Origin of the sequence: Acinetobacter proteolyticus (assembly GCF_000367945.1) — a bacterium.
Classification (GTDB): Bacteria; Pseudomonadota; Gammaproteobacteria; order Pseudomonadales; family Moraxellaceae; genus Acinetobacter; species Acinetobacter proteolyticus.
In genome coordinates this window covers 286,486-306,750 of the sequence record NZ_KB849179.1, presented here as the reverse complement: position 1 = coordinate 306,750, position 20,265 = coordinate 286,486, and the positions used below count along the sequence as shown (strand labels likewise).

Sequence of the window (20,265 nt, the reverse complement as noted above, 5' to 3'; positions counted from 1 at the left end):
CCGCATTTTCAATGCAAAAAGCACCTCATGTTTGAAGTGCTTGAATGGATAAAAAGATCTGAAGAAAGGAGTACGCTCGTTCAGACCATCAACCGTTTTAAATCAAGAAATATCGACACACATATATTTCAGTTCCAGATATTCCTCAATTCCAAATTGCGAACCTTCACGACCTAAACCAGACTGTTTAATTCCACCAAAAGGTGCGACCTCATTGGAAATCAGTCCTGTATTCACACCGACCATACCATATTGCAGTGCTTCGCCTACACGCCATTGGCGTGCCATGTCTTTGGTAAAAATATAACTCGCCAAGCCAAACTCCGTATCGTTGGCCATCGCAACCGCTTCAGCTTCATCATTGAAACGAAATAATGGCGCTAATGGACCAAAGGTTTCTTCTTTGGCAACTTTCATCTGTTGAGTGACATCTCTTAGGATGGTCGGTTCAAAGAAAGTCTTCCCTAATGCATGTGGTTGACCACCGACAACAATCGAAGCACCTTGACTGACCGCATCGGCAATATGCGATTGCACTTTTTCAACTGCATCTTGGTCAATCAATGGCCCCTGTGTTACCCCTTCATCACGTCCATCACCGACACGAAGTTGCTGTTCAACGGCGATTTTTAAGCGCTCACAAATCGCATCATAAATCCCGGCCTGAACATAGATCCGGTTGGCACAGACACAGGTTTGTCCACTGTTACGGAACTTACTGACCATAATGCCCTGTACCGCGCGCTCAACATCTGCATCATCAAAAATAATCACAGGTGCATTGCCACCTAGCTCTAAAGAAAGCTTTTTGATGGTTGGCGCACATTGTTTCATCAGAATACGACCAACATCGGTTGAACCGGTAAAGCTGAGTTTACGCACCGTATCACTTGCACATAAAGTTTGTCCGACAGCTACCGCATCACCACTGATCAAAATAAATAGATCAGCAGGTAAACCTGCCTGCTCTGCCAGTACCGCTAAGGCATAAGCGGTTAATGGGGTCTGTTCCGCTGGTTTGACCAACATCGAACACCCCGCAGCCAAAGCAGGTGCAATTTTTCGGGTGATCATCGCTGCTGGGAAATTCCATGGCGTAATCGCTGCGGTAACCCCAATTGCTTGCTTAAGTACAATCAAACGCTGTTGCGATTGAACAGGTGTTAACACGGAACCATCGACACGACGCGCCTGTTCTGCAAACCAACGGATGAACGAGGCTGCATAAGCAATTTCTCCACGTGCTTCTGCCAGTGATTTTCCTTGTTCTGCGGTTAAGATTTGCGCCAAAGCTTCACGTTGTTGCAAAATCAACTGATACCACGCCAGTAAAATATCAGCACGTACCAAAGCAGTTTGCTGCTGCCATTGAGCCTGAGCGATGGCTGAACGCGCAATCGCGGCTTCAACTTCGGCTTGGTCAGATGCTTTGACCCAAGCCAAAGCCTGTCCTGTCGCTGCATCATCCACCACAAAATAGTCGTCGGCTGGAGCTGCATCAAAACAAATATCTGGATGCTTTAGTAAAGTCTGTAATTCAAGATCAATCATGCTTCAGCTCCTGCGAGCTTTTGTAGTGCAGGCTGTTGCGCTGCAATTGCATCTTGAATAATCACCAGTGCCTGATTGAACTGAACCACAGGAATCGTCAATGGGTATAAGAAACGAATCACATTACCATGCTTACCACAGGTTAAAAGCAATAAGCCCTGATCCATCGCATATTGCTGAATGGCTTTCGCCACTTCTGGTTTCTGTTGACCCGTGACATGATCACCAAACTCAACCGCCACCATTGAACCCAATGCACGAATATCAATAATATCGTTTGAATACTTTTGTGCCGCTTTGAGCATACTCACTAACTCGTCACCCAGCGTATTAGCCCGCTGACACAGCTGTTCATCTTCAATCACATCAATCACGGCATTCGCCGCAGCAATCGCAAGCGGATTACCCGCATAAGTGCCGCCTAAACCGCCTGGATTCGGTGCATCCATCACCTCAGCACGACCAACCACACCCGACAGTGGAAAACCACCACCCAAGCTTTTTGCCATGGTAATCAAATCTGCTTTGACTGGATAATGTTGCATCGCAAACAATTGGCCAGTGCGGGCAAAACCGGTTTGGACTTCATCTGCAATTAAAAGAATGCCGTGCTCATCACAAATCTTGCGCAGCTGTTGCATAAACTCAACCGGTGCAACATTAAATCCGCCTTCACCTTGTACAGGCTCTAGCACAATTGCAGCTACATCATGCGCTGCAATATCTTCACTAAAAATTTCTTCCAGACTAATCAAAGCATCCTTCACAGAGATTCCTTTAGATGCCACTGGATAACGGGCATGGAATACGCCTGCGGTCATCACACCAAAGTCACGTTTATAAGGTGCTGTTTTGCCTGTCATGGCCATGGTCATAAAAGTACGACCGTGGAAACCGCCACCAAAGGTGATAATGCCATGACGACCCGTTGCAGCACGTGCAATCTTCACTGCATTCTCAACGGCTTCTGCACCTGTGGTAAAAAATGCTGTTTTCGCAGCACCTTCAATCGGTGCACGATCATTGATCCGCTCGGCTAAGGACACATAGCTTTCATACGGTACAATTTGATACGCCGTATGGGTAAATTTATTCAGTTGTTCAGCAACTGCTGCGATGACTTTTGGATGACGATGTCCCGTATTTAAAACCGCAATTCCACCTGCAAAATCAATATATTCGTTTCCTTCCGTATCCCACAAAGTCGCATTGCTCGCACGTTCGGCATACCATTGGCACATCACTCCGACACCGCGTGGAGTTGCTTGCTGTTTACGAGCATTTATTGCAATATGCTTTGCATCCATTTTGTTACCTCTGTACGACAAAAAAATAATCTTTTTGGGCATTTAAATTGCTTCATGACAACATATTGCAAAAGCAAGGTTAAAATGCACTTTGGGTACTTAATGTGTACCTTTTATAAGGAATAGACGAGAGCCACTTTTGGACTAAAGGAGAGAGCCAATTGCGTACCCTGTTAGGAGACTACCTGTTACAGCATTTACAACAGGCCAGTGAAGGGACCTTACCCGCTCGGGTTTTTCATTGTTTAAGAGATGCCATTTTGGAAGGCATTCTTGCACCCAATACTCGTCTTCCTGCATCACGTGATTTAGCCAATGAACTGCACGTTTCCCGTAATACCGTACTCAATGCCTATGAGCAATTACGTGCTGAAGGTTATATTCAAGCGCATACGGGTCGAGGTACTTGGGTATCAGAAACGCTACCTGACAGCTATATTCAGGTCAGTACAGCACCAAGCTATGCTGCTGCACCCGAAGAAGATACAACACGCACGCTTTCGCATCGTGGGGCAAGTTTGCTTGAACATGCCGCTGCCTCCCCGTATCAGTGGGGTGCCTTTGTGCCTGGTGCACCTGATGTCACTGAATTTCCGCATGCCGAATTTAATCGGATCAAATCGCGTCTGAGTCGCCAGCCTGAAATTGCCAATTTGATCTACAGCAATGCAGGAGGATGTACAGAATTACGCCATGCCTTGGCCGACTATTTGCGCATTGCCCGTTCAGTCAATTGTGAAACAGACCAGATTATTATTACCGAAGGCATCCATCAGGCGGTTGATTTGGTGTCACGGGCTTTATGTGATTTAAATGATCATGTCTGGATTGAAAATCCGGGCTATTGGGGTGCCAAGAATATTCTTCGTATCAATGGCTTAAATATTATTCCGATGCCTGTCGATGCCGAAGGTATTATTCCAGAAGAACACCCTTCTACTCCTCCTCGCCTGATCTTCGTCACACCCTCGCATCAATATCCTTTAGGTTCTCATCTCAGTTTACCTCGACGCAGAAAATTGCTGGATTTGGCTAAACAGCATGGCAGCTGGATTATTGAAGATGACTACGACAGTGAGTTCCGTTTTTCAGGTCAGCCTTATCCTTCATTACAGGGTTTGGAAGAAAATCCACCGGTTATTTATATTGGAACCTTTAGTAAAACCATTTATCCCGCCTTGCGCATTGGCTATATGGTGGTTCCAAAACAGTTGGTACAGCCCTTACGAACGATTTCGGCAGAACTGTATCGAGGCGGTCACTTACTCACTCAACGTGCCTTGGCAGAATTTATTCGTGAAGGACATTATGCAGCCCATATCCGCCGGATGCGCCTGCTGTATAGCAAAAGACGGAAATTTCTGATTGAACTGATTCACCGTTATCTGGGCGATGTGTTTGTACACGAATTTAATCATGATGCAGGTCTGCATTTGGTACTCAAATTGCCCGATCATGCCAATGATGTTGAAGTATCTGCACTGGCACTTTCGCGCGGGGTCAATGTTCGCCCATTGTCACAATATTATTCAGGTATGGATACGCCAATTCAATCAGGTTTATTGCTTGGATTTGCCTGTGTGCAGGAGCAAGATATGACCTTTGCCTTTAGTATCTTACGTCAATGCTTGATTGAAAATGGTATTGAGTTGTCCCCACAGAACCGTTCATAAAATAAAAACCTGCTGAGTTGAGACATTATATTTTCCAAAACGCAATCTAATGGCGATCACTCACCAACTCAGCCTAGAAACACAAATCTAAACTGACTTTAACCCGATCTAAAACAATCAAAGTCCGATAGGTTTTTACATCCTGATTATCGGCAAAATGTTTTCTCACCAAAGCTTCAAAGTGAGATAGGTTATTGGAGATCATAATCATGATAAAAGACACTCCACCATTGACGAAATAGCATTGCTGAATCTCATCCACCGCAGCAAAGTATTGCTTCGCCCGATCCATCACCACTGAACGATCTTCGCTTAAACGGACCTCGATAATGGATGTGACTTTCTCGCCAAATCGCTTTGGATTCAGTACCGCACAATTTTTTTCAATGATCGCTTCCTGTTCCATTCTAACGATACGCCGTTGTACCGATGCCTGAGATAAACCAATCTGTTCCGAAATCTGCCGATGTGAGCTTTTATTGTCCTGCTGCAATATTCTTAAAATTGCATAATCAAAATGATCGAGTGAAAGTTCTGCCATGAATTAATTCCTCATATTTTATGAATAATAGAGTGAATAACTCACAGACTTCAATCAATAAGCGCAATTTAATCATCCTTCAAGAACTAAAATCTCATGATCAACTTAAAGGTCATCGACATGCGTGCTTCTGCTCCAAATAAACAAGAATTTGCCTTAGCGGCAGCATGTCTATCACTTGCCTCGGTACAAATTGGGGCTGCGATTGCGAAAACCCTATTCCCCATCTTTGGTGCTGAAGGGGTTGCGCTGATTCGCTTAAGTTTCTCAGCCCTATTACTCTGGATAATTTTCAAACCTTGGCGTAGCTTTCATCCCCGAATGGAATGGAAAAATCTGATTATTTATGGACTGATTCTGAGTTTAATGAATCTTCTGATCTATAAGGCTTTTTCCCATTTGTCGATTGGTATTGCCATTTCAATTGAAGTCTTGGGCCCACTCACCGTTGCCATTGTCATGTCAAAACAGAAACAGGATTTAATATGGGGTGCTTTGTCGTTTATGGGTCTGATGTTATTACCTTTAGGTAGTGCCAATCAAAATTTCAGTTATATCGGCATGTTTTATGCGCTTGCCGCAGCATTTTGTTGGGGCATGTATATTATTTACGGCACCAAAGTCGCAAAAGGCGGCAGCAATACGGTGGCGATTGGTATGTTGGTGGCAACTCTATTTGCGCTACCGTTTGGCATATCTGATCTGAATCAGCTGTTTCATTCTTATTGGATTTTACTGCTCTGTGTTTTAGTGTCGCTGCTTTCTAGTACCATTCCGTTCTTGCTGGATATCTTTGCAATGAAAAAGCTCGAACCAAAAGTATTTGGAATTTTACTGAGTGCCTCTCCTGCGGTCAGTGCCCTTGCAGGTTGGCTGATCTTAAATGAACATCTCAACCTGTATCAAATCACGGGCATTACCATCATCATGCTCTCGTGTGCAGGTTGCTCCTATTTCTCCTATAAAAATAATAAGGCCTAAACTTTAAAGCATAGACCTTATTATGATGTTGGATCAGTCTAGATGTAGTGCAACTGCTCGACTACTTTTCTTCTTTCGGGTCACGATCAGTCCACAGATCACGACAATAAAGGTTACACTCAAAGACAAAGTCGTTTCATAGCTATATTGAGGTGATAGGAACATATAACCCAGTACGCTCATAATCACCACAATCACAAACCAAGTCAGCCATGGAAATAACCACATTTTAAAAGGCACAGCAGCCCCAACTTTGTCTAATTGGGTGCGCAAACGGAGCTGTGACACCGCAATCACCAAGTAAACCACCAATGCAATCGAACCCGTGGTTGACAATAGAAATCCAAATACTTGTCCGGGAAATAAATAATTCACCGCACAACAAATTAATCCAATCAATGTCGATGCAAATACTGCGATGGTTGGCACACCTGCTGCATTAATTTTGGTGACCATTTTGGGTGCTTCTTGACGGGCACCTAAAGCAAATAGCATGCGTGAAGAGGTATAGACAGCCGCATTCATACAACTCGCCACTGCAATAAATACCACAGTGTCCATAATTAACTTGGTTTGAGGAATATTCAGACTGACCAAAACATACTGAAAGGTGCCCAATTTTTGTAAGTCGGGTGAACGCCAATCGACCAAGGCAACTGCCAGGAAAATTGAAACAACAAAGAATAAGATAATCCGATACAGGACTAAATTAGTCGCTCGTTTGATTTTTTCTTCAGGATTTTTAGATTCTGCCGCAGCAATCGAAAGAATTTCAATCCCAAAGAAGGAAAATGCCGAGATCAAAATCGCAGATAGCACACCGCCCATGCCATGTGGCATAAAGCCGCCATTGGAAAAGAGATTGCCTACACCGCTGACATCTTTGGCTAAAGGCCACAGTCCAAACACGGCAGATGCACCAATCACAATAAATACGAGAATCGCAATCACTTTAATCAGCGCAAACCAAAACTCAAACTCGCCAAAACTTTTGGTACTAAAGAAGTTTGCCAAACTGAGTAAGATAATAAATGCAAAGGCGTAAATGGCACTGGATACCTGCGGAAACCAAGCATGCAGAATTTCGGCACCTGCAATGGCTTCAATTGGAATCACCAAAACCCAGAACCACCAATACAGCCAGCCCACACTAAAACCTGCCCAAGGGCCAATTGCTTTACGGGCATAAGTTGAAAATGAACCTGTGTCAGGCTGTGCAACGGCCATTTCACCGAGCATACGCATGACTAAAAAAACCAGAATACTGGTAATAATATAAGCCAGTACAGCAGCGGGGCCTGCTTTGGCAATTGCAGCGGATGAACCGACAAATAAACCTGCACCAATGACACCACCAATACTGATCATGGTGACATGGCGGTTCGAAAGTCCTTCACCTAATTTTGTTGTTTTTGCACTATTCATATTTTATTCCTTAAAAATACGTATCAAAAAACCGTTAATTACATGTTTAAATTCCTATAAAAATAAAAAGGGAAAACCTACGGTCTCCCCTCGAGCAAAAATTAATTTAAAGTTGGCATGGCAAATTGTTTCGCCTCACGAATTTGTGCAGATGGCCAACGTTGGGTGATGGTTTTACGACGGGTATAAAAACGCACGCCATCTGGCCCATAGGCATATAAATCACCAAACAGTGAACGCTTCCAGCCGCCAAAACTGTGATAGGCAACAGGGACTGGTAAAGGCACATTCACCCCAACCATGCCCACTTGGATGTTATTGCTAAAATAACGCGCCGCTTCGCCATCGCGGGTATAAATACAGGTGCCATTGCCATATTCATGGTCATTGATCAACTGCATGGCTTCTTGCATGGTCTCGACACGAATCACCTGTAATACTGGCCCAAAAATTTCTTGTTGATAACTGGTCATCTCTGCTGAAATTTGATCAATCAAGGTTGGCCCGACAAAGAATCCATGTTCATAACCGACGGGTTTGGCGTCACGTCCATCCACCACAATTTTAGCACCTTGTTGCTCGGCGCTTTGGATATATGCTTGTACCTTCTGTTTATGTGCTTGCGAAATGAGCGGTCCAAAGTCATTACTGGCATCGGCATAATGACCAAACTTCAATTGCTGCATCTCTTGTTTAAGCTTGGCAATCACCACATCGGCAACTTCATCGCCAATGGCCACCGCAACAGACAAGGCCATGCAACGCTCACCCGATGAACCAAAGGCTGCACCCAGTAAAGAGGTCACTACATTATCAATATCGGCATCTGGCATAATGATGGCGTGGTTTTTTGCACCACCTAAGGCCTGACAGCGTTTTCCTGTCGAGGTCGCTGTTCGATAAATATATTCTGCGATTGGCGTTGACCCCACAAAACTAATCGCTTGAATTTTGGGATGATGCAGTAAAACATCGACGGCTTCTTTATCGCCATTGACCACATTAAACACGCCATCTGGCAAGCCCGCCAGTTTAAGTAATTCAGCCAAATAGAGTGCGGCTGAAGGAGCCTTTTCAGAGGGTTTTAAAATAAAGCAATTGCCACATACAATCGCCATCGGAAACATCCACAACGGCACCATTGCAGGGAAGTTAAATGGCGTTATTCCAGCAACCACACCTAAAGGTTGAAACTCACTCCAAGAATCGATATCTGGACCAACATTTTTAGAATACTCGCCTTTTAAAAACTCTGGTGCTCCACAGGCATATTCCACATTTTCAATGCCACGCTGCAATTCACCTTTGGCATCATGACAAATCTTGCCATGCTCCTGCCCAATCAATTCGCACAGGGTTTCAGCATTCTCTTCAAGCAATTGTTTGAACTTAAACATCACCCGCGCCCGTTTGATCACTGGTGTATCGCGCCAGGCAGGGAAAGCCTGCTCTGCAATCTGCACCACCTGATTCACTAGCGCTGTATCCGCCAATGCAACTTCTTTGCTAATCTCACCGGTTGCCGGATTATAAACCGCTTGTTTTCTACTGGATTTGGTGACCAAACCACCTTGAATAAAATGCCCAATCAATTGAGGGGTTGATGCTTGAGCCGAATCCGTATTGCTGAACGCATTGGCATTAAAATCTTCTAAATTATTCATCTGTATTCCTTGTCTCTGTATCTTATTTTCCATTTGCTTTTGGCAGGTACTCAGCTAAGCTTTATTTCACTTGATAAAGGGTTTCACCCACAGCATTGATCAAGCGTGATAATTGCGTTTCAGTGCTGTTAAACATTGGACCAAACTGAATAGTGTCTCCACCAAAACGCACATAGAAACCGGCTTTCCATAGCTTCATACCGATTTCAAAACCACGAATGGTGGGATCGCCATCTCGTGGCGCAAGCTGTAACGCCCCAATCAAACCGCAATTGCGAATATCAATCACATTCGGTGCACCTTTTAATTCATGTATCAGTTTTTCAAAACTTGGCGCCAAAGCCGCTGATTGAGTGATCAGGTTTTGATTTTCCAGTACATCTAAAGTGGCTAAAGCCGCGGCGCAGGCAACGGGATGCCCTGAATAGGTATAACCATGGGTAAATTCAACCGCATGTTCAGGCAAGTCTTGTTGCATAAAGGCATCATAGATTTCACGGCTTGCGACAACGCCGCCTAATGGAATGGCGCCATTGGTAATTTGTTTGGCGAAGGTCAGCAGATCAGGCGTTACATCGAAATACTCAGCCGCTGTCCATGTGCCCATGCGCCCAAAGCCCGTAATCACCTCATCAAAGATCAGCAGGATATTGTGTTGATCACAGATTTCTCTGAGACGTTTTAAATAACCTGTCGGTGGCACAATACAACCTGCCGAACCCGAAACAGGTTCAACAATCACTGCTGCAATATTGGATGCATCATGTAGCTCAATCAGCTTGAGCATTTCATCAGCCAGCTCAATTCCACCCGTTTCGGCACAACCTTTAGTAAAACTCAGATGCGGTTGCAAGGTATGCGGTAAATGATCTACATCCATCAATTGACCAAACATTTTACGATTGCCACCAATACCGCCCAGACTGGTGCCTGCCACGTTGACTCCATGGTAGCCACGTGCCCGTCCAATCAACTTGGTTTTGCTCGGTTGACCTTTAATCCGCCAATAAGCTCTTGCCATTTTGATCGCGGTATCTGCTGACTCAGAACCAGAATCGGTAAAAAATACATGCTGTAGATTTTCAGGCATGTGCTGCACAATTTTTTCAGCCAATTGAAAAGATAATGGATGTCCAAATTGGAATGCAGGTGAATAATCCAGTTTTGCCAATTGACGGGTTACCGCTTGCTGGATTTCAGGCAAGCTATGCCCCGCACCGCAGGTCCACAAACCTGACAATGAGTCATAAATCTCACGTCCTGTACTGTCAATCAAAGACGAACCTTTGGCAGCCACGATGATGCGTGGATCTTGATGAAAGTTACGATTGGCGGTAAAAGGCATCCAATGTGCTTGGTAATTTAAGCGCATAGGCACTTCTGACGGACTGGCTTCCAATGCATCATCACGGTCATTTGTGGTATCGATATCAAACATAATCACTCTTCTTGTTTTGGGCTTATGTTTGGAGTGTACAGCGCGTTATAGTTTTGATAAATTCAAATTGTCTTGAGTTTAGATATAAAAAAGCAAAACTAAATGAAACCGAAAAAATTAAATCAAGTGACTGATTTTGATATAAAACTACTCAAAATATTTAAAACGGTGTGTGATTGCCACAGCTTTAGCGCTGCTGAAAGTCTGCTTGGAATTAGTCGTTCTGCGATTAGTCTGCATATGAGTGATCTGGAAAATCGGCTCGGTATTCGACTGTGTCAGCGTGGTCGAGCGGGCTTTGCCCTGACTGATGAAGGCCGTGAAATTCTGGAATATATTGAAGTGTTGAATGCTTCGATTGAAGACTTTCGAGCCAAAATCAATCAAATGCATAATCAGCTCAAAGGTGAATTTAATATTGGGATTATTAATAACTTAGTCACCATGCCCAGCGCCTATATCACCAATACCCTTGCGCTATTGGCTGATGAAAATCCAGAAGTGTTGATTAACATCAGTATGAGTACCTTGTCCGATATTGAATGTCGTGTTTTAGACAATCGCTTACATGCAGGTGCCATCCCCCTAGTCACCCCATTGTCTGGCTTAGATTATTTTGATTTATATAGCGAAAAGTCTTTGCTTTACTGCGGTAGAAATCACCCGCTGTTTCAACATTTAGGTGACATACAAACAGCGGACTTAAAACAGTGGCATGCGGTATTGCCCAATTATGCAACGACAGCAGAGGCAACAAAATTACACCAACTTCTGGATTGCTCGGCCACAGCCAGTGACCGTGAAGGTATCGCCTTTCTGATCTTAACAGGTAAGTTTCTCGGTTTTTTACCCGATCATTATGCAAGGAAATGGGTGCAAGATGGTTTCATGCAGCCTATTTTGCAGGACGTGATGTATTACAGTACCCCGATCTGTCTCATCACCCATAAAGGCAAAAACTACAATATGATTTTAAAAACCTTTATGGAGATCCTAAAAACCAGAATCATGCCGCTGGCTTAACTCAGACTAGAATAAAAAAGTCGATGCGTTGGGCTCATCGACTTTGTTTTATCACCCATGATGCACTGCTATGCTTCACCTGTTTCAGCGATGTTTGTCACTGGATTGACTGTGCTTTTACTCCCACTGTCTGACTCATGCCGTTTCAGCACCAGCACCGCAAAAATTGCAATAATCGCAGGGATAGCAATCATCACAAAGTTCATCTTATGCGGTAGACCTAAGGTCAGCAGCATCCCTGTTAGAATTGGCCCGACGATAGCACCAATTCGCCCAACTGCAGACGCACAACCAATTCCTGTCGAGCGTACACTCAATGGATAGTATTGTGCTACATAACTATAAAGTAAGATGGACGTACCAATGGTTGCAGCACCCGCAATCGTCACCAAACCATATAGTATATAGGCTGGAGAGTTATAACCGAGTCCGACCAAGGCAAAGACCCCTGCTACAAACATGGTTAAAATCACAGGCTTTAAGTGGAATTTATCTGAAAGTATCCCACCAAAAATTGCCCCAAGCATGGCCCCGACATTCAACGCCAGCAGGAATAAAATACTTTTACCCAATGAATAACCTGCTGCCAGCATCAGTTTTGGCAACCAACTACTCAATGCATAGACCATCAGCAAGCACATAAAAAATAACAACCAGAACATTAAGGTACTTAGAGCACGTCCATGTTGAAATAAAGCTTTGGCAGAACTGCCTGTATCCAGATGATCCTCATTCAAGCATAAACGTGTCTCACTGTTTAATGCCTGTTCCGGTGCAATTTTTTGAATGATGGCATGGGCTTGTTCAGTCTTACCGCTTTTCACTAAAAAGGTTAGTGACTCAGGTAAGAACTTCCATAGAATGGGTAACAGCAATAATGGAATACCAGCAATCAAGAACATAATTTGCCAGCCTTGGCTTTCAACTAAATAACTGCCTAACAATGCCGAAATAATTCCACCAATCGCATAGCCACTAAACATGCTCCCGACCAAGGTACTACGTATCCGTTTCGGTGCGTATTCAGAGGTTAACGCCACCAGATTCGGCATCACCCCGCCAATGCCTAAACCGGCTAAAAATCTTAAAATACCAAACTCAAAAGGCGTCGATGCAAATGCCCCCCAAAAGGTAAAACCACTAAAAAAGGTCACACAAATCAAGATCACATTTTTGCGACCGATTCTATCTGCCAAAGCCCCGAATAGCATGGCACCGAACATCATGCCACATAAAGCGGTACTGGCTAACATACCCGCCTGCACCGCGGTGAGTGACCATTCCTGCATCAGTACAGGCAAAACCACACCATAAATAACCAGGTCATAACCGTCAAAAATAATAATCAATAAGCACCAAAGCAAAATGCTCCAGTGAAAAGGGGTAAATTTTGCTTGGTCAATAATTGCATTGACATTCAACGTCGATGTTGCCATTTAATCATCTCCTCTATGAGATAAATTCTTGTTCATTTTTAAAACGACATACTGCACCCTAAAGAAAAAACAGATTATTCAAGGTCTTGATTAAAAATCGTAACTCGCCATCATATTGAAGCGGTTATCGATCCCGTTACGGCCATCGAAGGTCTCTCGCTCGCCATAGACATATTCCACGCCCAAGGTAATCGGTTTATATGGGTTGTACATGGCATTGATCCAGCCCTGCCAAAGTTCCTTGTTTTGAGTTGCATTATTTTTTTGAATTTCAGCGAAAGTATTGTCATCCTTGGCTTTCATATAGCCATAACCCAAGGTTGAGCGAAGCTTCGAATTAAATTGATGGGTTAAACCTGCTGAAATGGTATCGAATTCATTGCTCTGAATATGATTTTTATCATCAATCACATAGCTGTTATTGGTCCAAAGTAGGAAGCGGCCATCACCTTTGACATGGTAATAATCCGCTTTTAAGAAGGTTTCTGGTGTCAGCTGATATTTACCACCGAGCCCTACACCCCATGCCCATTCCTCATCATTACTGGTCTTTTTCTCGGCCATAAAAGTACGACCTGACAACAGTGAACCATTGGCAAATTTATGGTTCAACCGCCCAACTAAAGCAGGCAATCGCATTTCATTATCAGGGTCGGAAGTTGCGGTATATTTAGGGTCTTCAATCGCGACAGCAAAACTGGTATTGGCTGATAAATTATCGCTATAACGTACCAAAGGTGAACGTTGTAATGCCCCACCAACATAAGTTCCCGCATCAATGGTTTCTGGATAATATTCAGGCGCAATAAAGGTTGACCACGTCTGACCAATCAACCATTTATCGAAGGTTAAATAGGCATGACGAATACGGAATTGATCGCGTGTGCTACCACCAAAAAAGTCCATTTCCAGCTTGCCTCCAACATCACCCGCGGCTGTCGGTGTTTTAAAATTCAAACCCAAACGGGTGACGTTGACGGTTGAATGCAAACGATCTTTTTGTTGGGCTTCCTCGGCAGTATGTTCCAGTGGTACGCCACTGATATTGTTATACATGGTCGATGCACCTTTGGCCTGATAAGAAGCATCAGCACGGATATAACCATATAAATTGACTTCTGCCCCGCCTTTGCTGATATTCAGTTTTGGAGCTGGTGTTTCAGTCGCCTGTGGCGCAGTAGCTACGGCAACTTGAGCTGTCGATTGTGTCTGAGCAGGTTGTTTTACATACTGTTGCAGCATGGCGCGCAACTCTTGGACTTCTTGTCTGAGTTGTGCAATTTCAGCACTTTCAGTTCCCGAATAAGCAGAGGACATAGCCGTTAAAACTGCCGTTGCCAATATGCTTTTTTGTACCGTTAAAATAAACTTTTTCATTAAAATCAATTTCCTTTTCGGCTGATCTTAAAACCCGTTTTAAGATCATTCTTTGTTTGTGTTTTTCCTTTGTCGTACAGATGTACCACATCACATTTCTTATTCTAAAAATTTCAACCCATTGATTTATTGAAATTTCACCTCCTAAATAAGTGAATAGCCACTTTTTTAAAGACAACAGAAACTTGCAGCGGCAATTGCAGCCACTGTCAAAAACATCGGTTAGAAGTTAAAAATTAAGTTGCTGTTCTAATGTTGAACTCCTTGTTGAGTGAAAACGACCTTTCCAGAAAGTTCCGAGGTCAAGATATCCTCCTGTTGTTTCTGGGCAATCAGTCCTTGATAAGTTAAAACTTGGCTAAAGCAATGCACCTTTTCAAAACCAGTACTGCAAAGTAGTTGCTGATAAGCGTCAAAAGAGAGTGTGAAAAAGTCTTGTGCTAAACGCTCCATCATGGCTTGGCTCTGCTCGGCACTCAGACCATTGTTCTGACACAGCAATGGCAACGCTTTCAATTGTTGAGGATCTTCACAAGCCATCAGGTCGTAGGTTATGAGCAATCCATCCGCTTTTAATCGCTGTGATATTTCAGCAAAGAAACTCGGTTTAAGCGCATGCGGCACAAAATGCGCAACCAATATCGACAGCGCTGCATCGAATTTTGGCTGTGTAGGCAATGCTGCTGTTTCGCCATGAACAAATTGCACCCGCTCGGACTGACCCAGTGCCTGAATCAGTGCTTGTGCTTTCTGCAACATACTCAAAGAAGGATCAACAGCCGTAAAGCGCCAAGATGGATGTCTGTTCAGTAGATACTCAAGCTCATAGCCTGTGCCGCAACCGACAATTAAAATCTGTGCGTCTGAACTTAAAGCGGATTGTAAAATCGCATCGACTTGTTGATGCATCAGCGCATAACCTGGAATCAGACGACGAATATGATCGTCATAGCGTTCCACTACTTTTTGACTGTTAAAATCTTTCGCCATTCGATCCTCTACTTTTAAAAGCCTTAGACGGTTAGCATCGCATCAACTGATAACTGCTTTATAGAAGGTTTGCTCGCTTCAATACTCAAACCTAGTTTTTGAAATAAAGCTTGGTCACGATTTTCACCTGCATTGGCAGTGGTTAACAGTTTTTCACCTGAAAAAATAGAATTGGCACCTGCCATAAATACCAGAGCTTGATCTGAATCGGTTAATGCTTCACGGCCTGCAGAGAGTCGAATGTAACTTTTCGGCATGATTAATCGTGCCACTGCGATGGTCCGAATCCATTCAATCACATCCAGTTTTTCTACTTGAGCCAGTGGTGTCCCTTCTATCGGCACCAGCATATTGATCGGTACAGACTCAGGATGTAGTGGCAAAGTCGCTAACTCATGTAAAAGACCAATTCGATCCTCTCGACTTTCACCCAAACCGACAATGCCACCGCTACAGACTTTCAACCCTGCCTGACGAACATGGTCTAGTGTATCCAGTCGATCATCAAAGGTTCTGGTGCTGATAATATGGGAATAATATTCCCGCGAAGTATCCAGATTATGGTTGTAATAATCCAGACCAGCCTCTTTTAAACGCTCCGCCTGAGAAGCATTCAGCATGCCCAAGGTCATACAGGTTTCCAGCCCTAAAGCTTTGACCTCGCGCACCATGTCCAATACATAAGGCATATCGCGCTCATGCAGATTGCGCCATGCGGCACCCATACAAAAACGAGATGCGCCTGAAGCCTTGGATTTTTGTGCCTCTTGAATGACTTTCTCGACGGCAATGCGTTTTTCTACTTCCAGTTTTGAATCATAACGCGCCGATTGCGAACAATACTTGCAATCTTCAGGGCACTTGCCAGTCTTAATAGAGAGCAAAGTACTGACCTGAATCTGATTCGCAGCAAAATATTGTCGGTGCAACTGCTGTGCCTGAAACAGCAAATCTAACAATGGCTGCTCATATAAAGCCTGTATTTCTGCACGTGACCAATCATTTCTAATCTTCATCTCTTGATCCTGACATCCTATGTTTAGATAGCAACCACGACATCAAAGCTCCTCCTCAGTCACAATGCACAAAGGAGGAATACGGTTTTAATCAAAAATTTCAGCAGTCAAATTCAGCTCTGCCCGCATGATTTCCTGCAATTTAAATTTCTGTGCTTTACCTGATGCCGTCATCGGGAACTCATCAAAAAACTTAACGTAACGTGGCACTTTATTATGTGAAATATGTTCTTTGCAGAAACTACGGATACTGTCTTCATTGCTTTGATGATGTTCATGCAAAATAATGCAGGCGCAGAGTTCCTCACCATAACGCATGTCAGGCAAACCAATCACTTGCACATCGCAGACATCGGGATGAGTATATAAAAAATCTTCGATTTCTTTGGGAAACAGGTTTTCACCACCGCGAATCACCACATCTTTAATCCGGCCTTTGATTTTGACAAAGCCTTCACTGTCCATTTCAGCAATATCACCGGTGTGCATCCAGCCCGCTGCATCGATGACTTCTTTGGTTTTTTCAGGCTCATCCCAATACCCCGCCATCACGGAATAACCACGTACGCAAAGTTCACCGAGCGTCCCTTGCGGCACAATTTCGCCTTCTAAATCGACAATTTTAACTTCCAAATGTGGATGAACATGCCCAACCGTACTGACTCGTTTATCAATTGAATCATCAATATAACTCTGCACACTGACTGGAGAGGTTTCAGTCATGCCATAACAGATGGTGATTTCTGACATATGCATGCGGTCAATCACACGCTGCATGATTTCTCTCGGACATGGACTGCCTGCCATGATACCGGTACGCAAACTGCTCAAATCAAATTCGGCAAATTGCTCATGTTCCAAAATGGCAATAAACATGGTCGGCACACCATAGGCTGCCGTACATTTTTCCTGCTCAATGGTTTTTAAGCTTTCCAACGGATTAAAGACTGACGCAGGATAAACCATGGTTGCACCATGCGTGATACAGGCTAGATTGCCCATCACCATGCCGAAACAATGGAATAAAGGAACTGAGATACAGACGCGATCTTGGGGGGTTAAGCCAATCCCTTCACCGACAAAGTAGCCATTATTCAGGATGTTATGATGCGTCAACATGGTCCCTTTCGGATTGCCTGTGGTTCCTGAAGTAAATTGGATATTAATGGTTTCATCAAACTGCAACTGCTTGGCTAAGCGCTGTAACTCATCGAGCTGAGATTGATTTGGGGTTTCGAGCAAATCACTAAAACGATGGATACCGGTATGCTGCTGCTCATCAATTTTAATCACATATTTTAAGTGCGGTAACCGAGCTGCATTCAATATCTTATCAGGGCTAGATGCGAGTTCAGGTGCAATCTTGCTCAGCAATTCTTGATAATCTGTGGTCTTGAATTGTGAAGCGATAATCAAGCCTTTGCAGGAGACTTTATTGAGTACATATTCCAGTTCATGACTTTTATAAGCAGTATTCAGATTCACCAAAATAATGCCTGCTTTAAATGCGGCAAATTGGGTCACGGTCCATTCCACACAATTCGGCGACCAGATCGCCAAGCGATCGCCTTTTTTCAAACCCAGCTTGAGCAGACTACAAGCAAATGCATTCACTTCATGCTGTAGTTCTTTGTAGCTTAGGCGTCGGTTCTGATGTGAACTGACAATCGCCTCTTGCTCAGCATATTGCTGGCAGACTTGATCAAATTTATCTCCAATCGTCATCCCCAACAGGGGCTGCGAGCTGGTTCCAGAGGCATAGCTTAACCGTACATGTTGCATTGAATCATTCTCCTTGATTCTTTTTTAATTCTGGTCTTACCTGATCTAATTGTTGTAACTGCAACTACTCTTCAAACTGCCTGTTGTTGTGATGTTAAACCGTTTTGTCTGCCCTACTTTTTCTGTACTGCATCCACACAAAAATCAGCAATCTGTTTGGAAAAATAGTCTTTGTGCGCATGATCAAACTTGGTATTTTGTGCTGGATCCAACGGTTCAACCACCACATAGGTCATTGCCCCGACCACACACATGGCTGTTGTGTTTAAGTCATCCAGAACAAACTCGCCACTTGCATTTCCATCTGCAAGGATTTTTTTAATACTTTGTTTAATCAACTGCTTTACCCGAAAACGCTCATGTTCAACAGTTGAATCGACTGGTTCAAACATGAGTGCATATGCCAGCTGCGGACTGTTCAAGGCCCGTTTTACAAAGGTCGCGACTGCCTTGTGCAATTTTTGTTGTGCGGTCAGATCACTTTCTGTGATGGCATCAATCACCAACAGTTCGGTATTGATGGCTTCTGACAAGACCTCAATTAACACCTGACTTTTATTGTCAAAGTAGCGATAAACCAGACCACTTGAGACCCCTGCTTGCTCAGCAATGGTTTGTATCTGTGCGTCTTTGAAACCTCCCTCTGAAATTAATTTTCTGGCTGAACTCAAAATCGATTTACGATTTTGCTCCATCCGCTCCTGCATTAAAGTTGATCGTTTATAGCTCATAAATTTTATTCTCTAACAAATAAAGTGAATTGTAAATCATTTTATGAATCACTATTCACTTTTTTAAAAATTCATTGTAAGGTAGTTCCTAAGCACACACAACAACGCTTAATGGAACAACAAATATAATCACTGGGATGACAACACAATGAACCTACGTAGCTTGAACTTTGGTCTGGATGAAACGTTAATTGCTCTACAAGATTCAGTTGCTGCATTTTGTGCAAAGGAAATTGCACCTATTGCACAACAAGTCGATCAGGACAATGTATTCCCTGCCCATCTCTGGAAAAAATTTGGAGATATGGGATTGATGGGCTTAACCGTTTCTGAAGAATATGGCGGCGCCAATCTAGGCTATCTAGCACATATCATCGTGTTGCAAGAAATTTCGCGTGCATCTGCCTCTATTGGTCTTTCTTACGGCGCACATTCCAATTTGTGTATTAACCAAATTAACCGTAACGGCAGCGAGCAACAAAAGCAGAAGTATTTACCCAAGCTGATTTCGGGTGACTTTGTTGGTGCTTTGGCAATGTCTGAACCCAATGCAGGTTCGGATGTGGTCAGTATGAAACTGCGTGCTGAACAAAAAGGCGATCACTTTGTTCTCAATGGTTCAAAAATGTGGATCACCAATGGTGGTGATGCTGATGTATTGGTGGTGTATGCCAAAACTGATCCACATGCAGGTGCCAAAGGCATGACCGCCTTCCTGATTGAAAAAGACATGAAAGGCTTTAGTCATGGTAAGCATTTAGACAAACTCGGGATGCGTGGCTCTAATACCTACCCACTATTTTTTGACAATGTAGAAGTGCCTGCCGAAAACGTACTTGGTGGCGTTGGCAATGGTGCCAAAGTACTGATGAGTGGTTTGGACTATGAACGTGCGGTTTTAAGTGCTGGGCCTTTAGGCATTATGGATGCTTGTCTGGATGTCGTGATTCCCTACCTGCATGAACGTGAACAATTCGGTCAGGCCTTGGGTGAATTTCAATTGATGCAAGGCAAACTGGCGGATATGTATTCCACTTGGCTGGCGTGTAAAGCCTTGGTCTATGCTGTTGGCGCGGCCTGTGACAAAGCCGACCATGATCGTAGCTTACGCAAAGATGCGGCCAGCGCGATTTTATATGCAGCAGAAAAAGCCACGTGGATGGCGGGTGAAACCATTCAAACTCTCGGTGGTAATGGTTATATCAATGAATTTTCGGCTGGTCGTTTATGGCGTGATGCCAAACTTTATGAAATTGGTGCAGGAACTTCGGAAATTCGCCGCATGCTGATTGGCCGCGAACTGTTTAATGAAACCAAATAATAACCATAA

The 20,265-nt window shown here is 43.7% G+C and carries 16 protein-coding genes; 4 read left to right on the top strand and 12 right to left on the bottom strand.

Going from position 1 to position 20,265, the window contains the following annotated elements:
• Positions 1–102: 102 nt before the first annotated feature.
• Entirely contained in the window at positions 103–1,551 is a 1,449-nt protein-coding gene (locus F993_RS15350) for an NAD-dependent succinate-semialdehyde dehydrogenase (RefSeq protein ID WP_004652904.1), read from the bottom strand.
• A complete protein-coding gene (locus F993_RS15355; protein WP_004652903.1) occupies positions 1,548–2,858 on the bottom strand; it encodes a 4-aminobutyrate--2-oxoglutarate transaminase in 1,311 nt (436 codons plus the stop codon). The genes F993_RS15350 and F993_RS15355 overlap by 4 nt, the downstream gene beginning before the upstream one ends.
• 161 nt (positions 2,859–3,019) lie before the next feature.
• Between F993_RS15355 and pdxR the strand changes: the two genes are divergently transcribed.
• Positions 3,020–4,531, top strand: a complete 1,512-nt coding sequence (gene pdxR, locus F993_RS15360) for a MocR-like pyridoxine biosynthesis transcription factor PdxR (RefSeq protein WP_004652902.1) — start codon at positions 3,020–3,022, stop codon at positions 4,529–4,531.
• A gap of 73 nt (positions 4,532–4,604) precedes the next feature.
• Here pdxR and F993_RS15365 read toward each other — a convergent pair whose 3' ends face one another.
• Positions 4,605–5,072 carry an Lrp/AsnC family transcriptional regulator gene (locus tag F993_RS15365; protein ID WP_004652901.1) on the bottom strand — a complete coding sequence of 156 codons (468 nt, stop codon included), beginning with the start codon at positions 5,070–5,072 and terminating at the stop codon, positions 4,605–4,607.
• Between the two features lie 120 nt (positions 5,073–5,192).
• Between F993_RS15365 and F993_RS15370 the strand changes: the two genes are divergently transcribed.
• Positions 5,193–6,053: an EamA family transporter gene (locus F993_RS15370; protein WP_004652900.1), complete on the top strand. Its 861-nt coding sequence runs from the start codon at positions 5,193–5,195 to the stop codon at positions 6,051–6,053.
• Positions 6,054–6,086: 33 nt separating this feature from the next.
• On the opposite strand, the gene F993_RS15375 is transcribed toward F993_RS15370, so the two are convergent.
• From F993_RS15375 to F993_RS15385, 3 genes are all read right to left on the bottom strand, one after another.
• Positions 6,087–7,478 (bottom strand): amino acid permease, encoded by a 1,392-nt coding sequence (locus F993_RS15375; RefSeq protein WP_004652898.1) that lies wholly within the window; start codon positions 7,476–7,478, stop codon positions 6,087–6,089.
• 101 nt (positions 7,479–7,579) lie between these two features.
• Entirely contained in the window at positions 7,580–9,142 is a 1,563-nt protein-coding gene (locus F993_RS15380) for a CoA-acylating methylmalonate-semialdehyde dehydrogenase (RefSeq protein ID WP_004652897.1), read from the bottom strand.
• 61 nt (positions 9,143–9,203) lie between these two features.
• On the bottom strand, positions 9,204–10,586 hold the full coding sequence (locus tag F993_RS15385; RefSeq protein ID WP_171065997.1) for an omega-aminotransferase AptA: 1,383 nt from the start codon (positions 10,584–10,586) through the stop codon (positions 9,204–9,206).
• Between the two features lie 96 nt (positions 10,587–10,682).
• Between F993_RS15385 and F993_RS15390 the strand changes: the two genes are divergently transcribed.
• Complete coding sequence (locus F993_RS15390; RefSeq protein WP_004652895.1) at positions 10,683–11,603, top strand: LysR family transcriptional regulator; 921 nt, start codon at positions 10,683–10,685, stop codon at positions 11,601–11,603.
• Between the two features lie 68 nt (positions 11,604–11,671).
• Here F993_RS15390 and F993_RS15395 read toward each other — a convergent pair whose 3' ends face one another.
• From F993_RS15395 to F993_RS15420, 6 genes are all read right to left on the bottom strand, one after another.
• Positions 11,672–13,039, bottom strand: coding sequence for an MFS transporter (locus F993_RS15395; RefSeq protein WP_004652894.1), 1,368 nt, complete (start codon positions 13,037–13,039; stop codon positions 11,672–11,674).
• A 90-nt stretch (positions 13,040–13,129) separates the two neighbouring features.
• Positions 13,130–14,416, bottom strand: coding sequence for a DcaP family trimeric outer membrane transporter (locus F993_RS15400; RefSeq protein WP_004652893.1), 1,287 nt, complete (start codon positions 14,414–14,416; stop codon positions 13,130–13,132).
• A 249-nt stretch (positions 14,417–14,665) separates the two neighbouring features.
• The gene (locus tag F993_RS15405; protein WP_004652892.1) at positions 14,666–15,406 is read right to left on the bottom strand and encodes an SAM-dependent methyltransferase; all 741 of its coding nucleotides are present in this window, start codon (positions 15,404–15,406) and stop codon (positions 14,666–14,668) included.
• Between the two features lie 23 nt (positions 15,407–15,429).
• Positions 15,430–16,422, bottom strand: coding sequence for a biotin synthase BioB (gene bioB / locus F993_RS15410; protein WP_004652891.1), 993 nt, complete (start codon positions 16,420–16,422; stop codon positions 15,430–15,432).
• Positions 16,423–16,509: 87 nt separating this feature from the next.
• Entirely contained in the window at positions 16,510–18,204 is a 1,695-nt protein-coding gene (locus F993_RS15415; RefSeq protein ID WP_004652890.1) for an AMP-binding protein, read from the bottom strand.
• 113 nt (positions 18,205–18,317) lie between these two features.
• Positions 18,318–18,935, bottom strand: a complete 618-nt coding sequence (locus F993_RS15420) for a TetR/AcrR family transcriptional regulator (RefSeq protein WP_004652888.1) — start codon at positions 18,933–18,935, stop codon at positions 18,318–18,320.
• Between the two features lie 148 nt (positions 18,936–19,083).
• Here F993_RS15420 and F993_RS15425 point away from each other — a divergent pair, with 148 nt between their 5' ends.
• Positions 19,084–20,256, top strand: coding sequence for an isovaleryl-CoA dehydrogenase (locus F993_RS15425; protein ID WP_004652887.1), 1,173 nt, complete (start codon positions 19,084–19,086; stop codon positions 20,254–20,256).
• Positions 20,257–20,265: the final 9 nt, after the last annotated feature.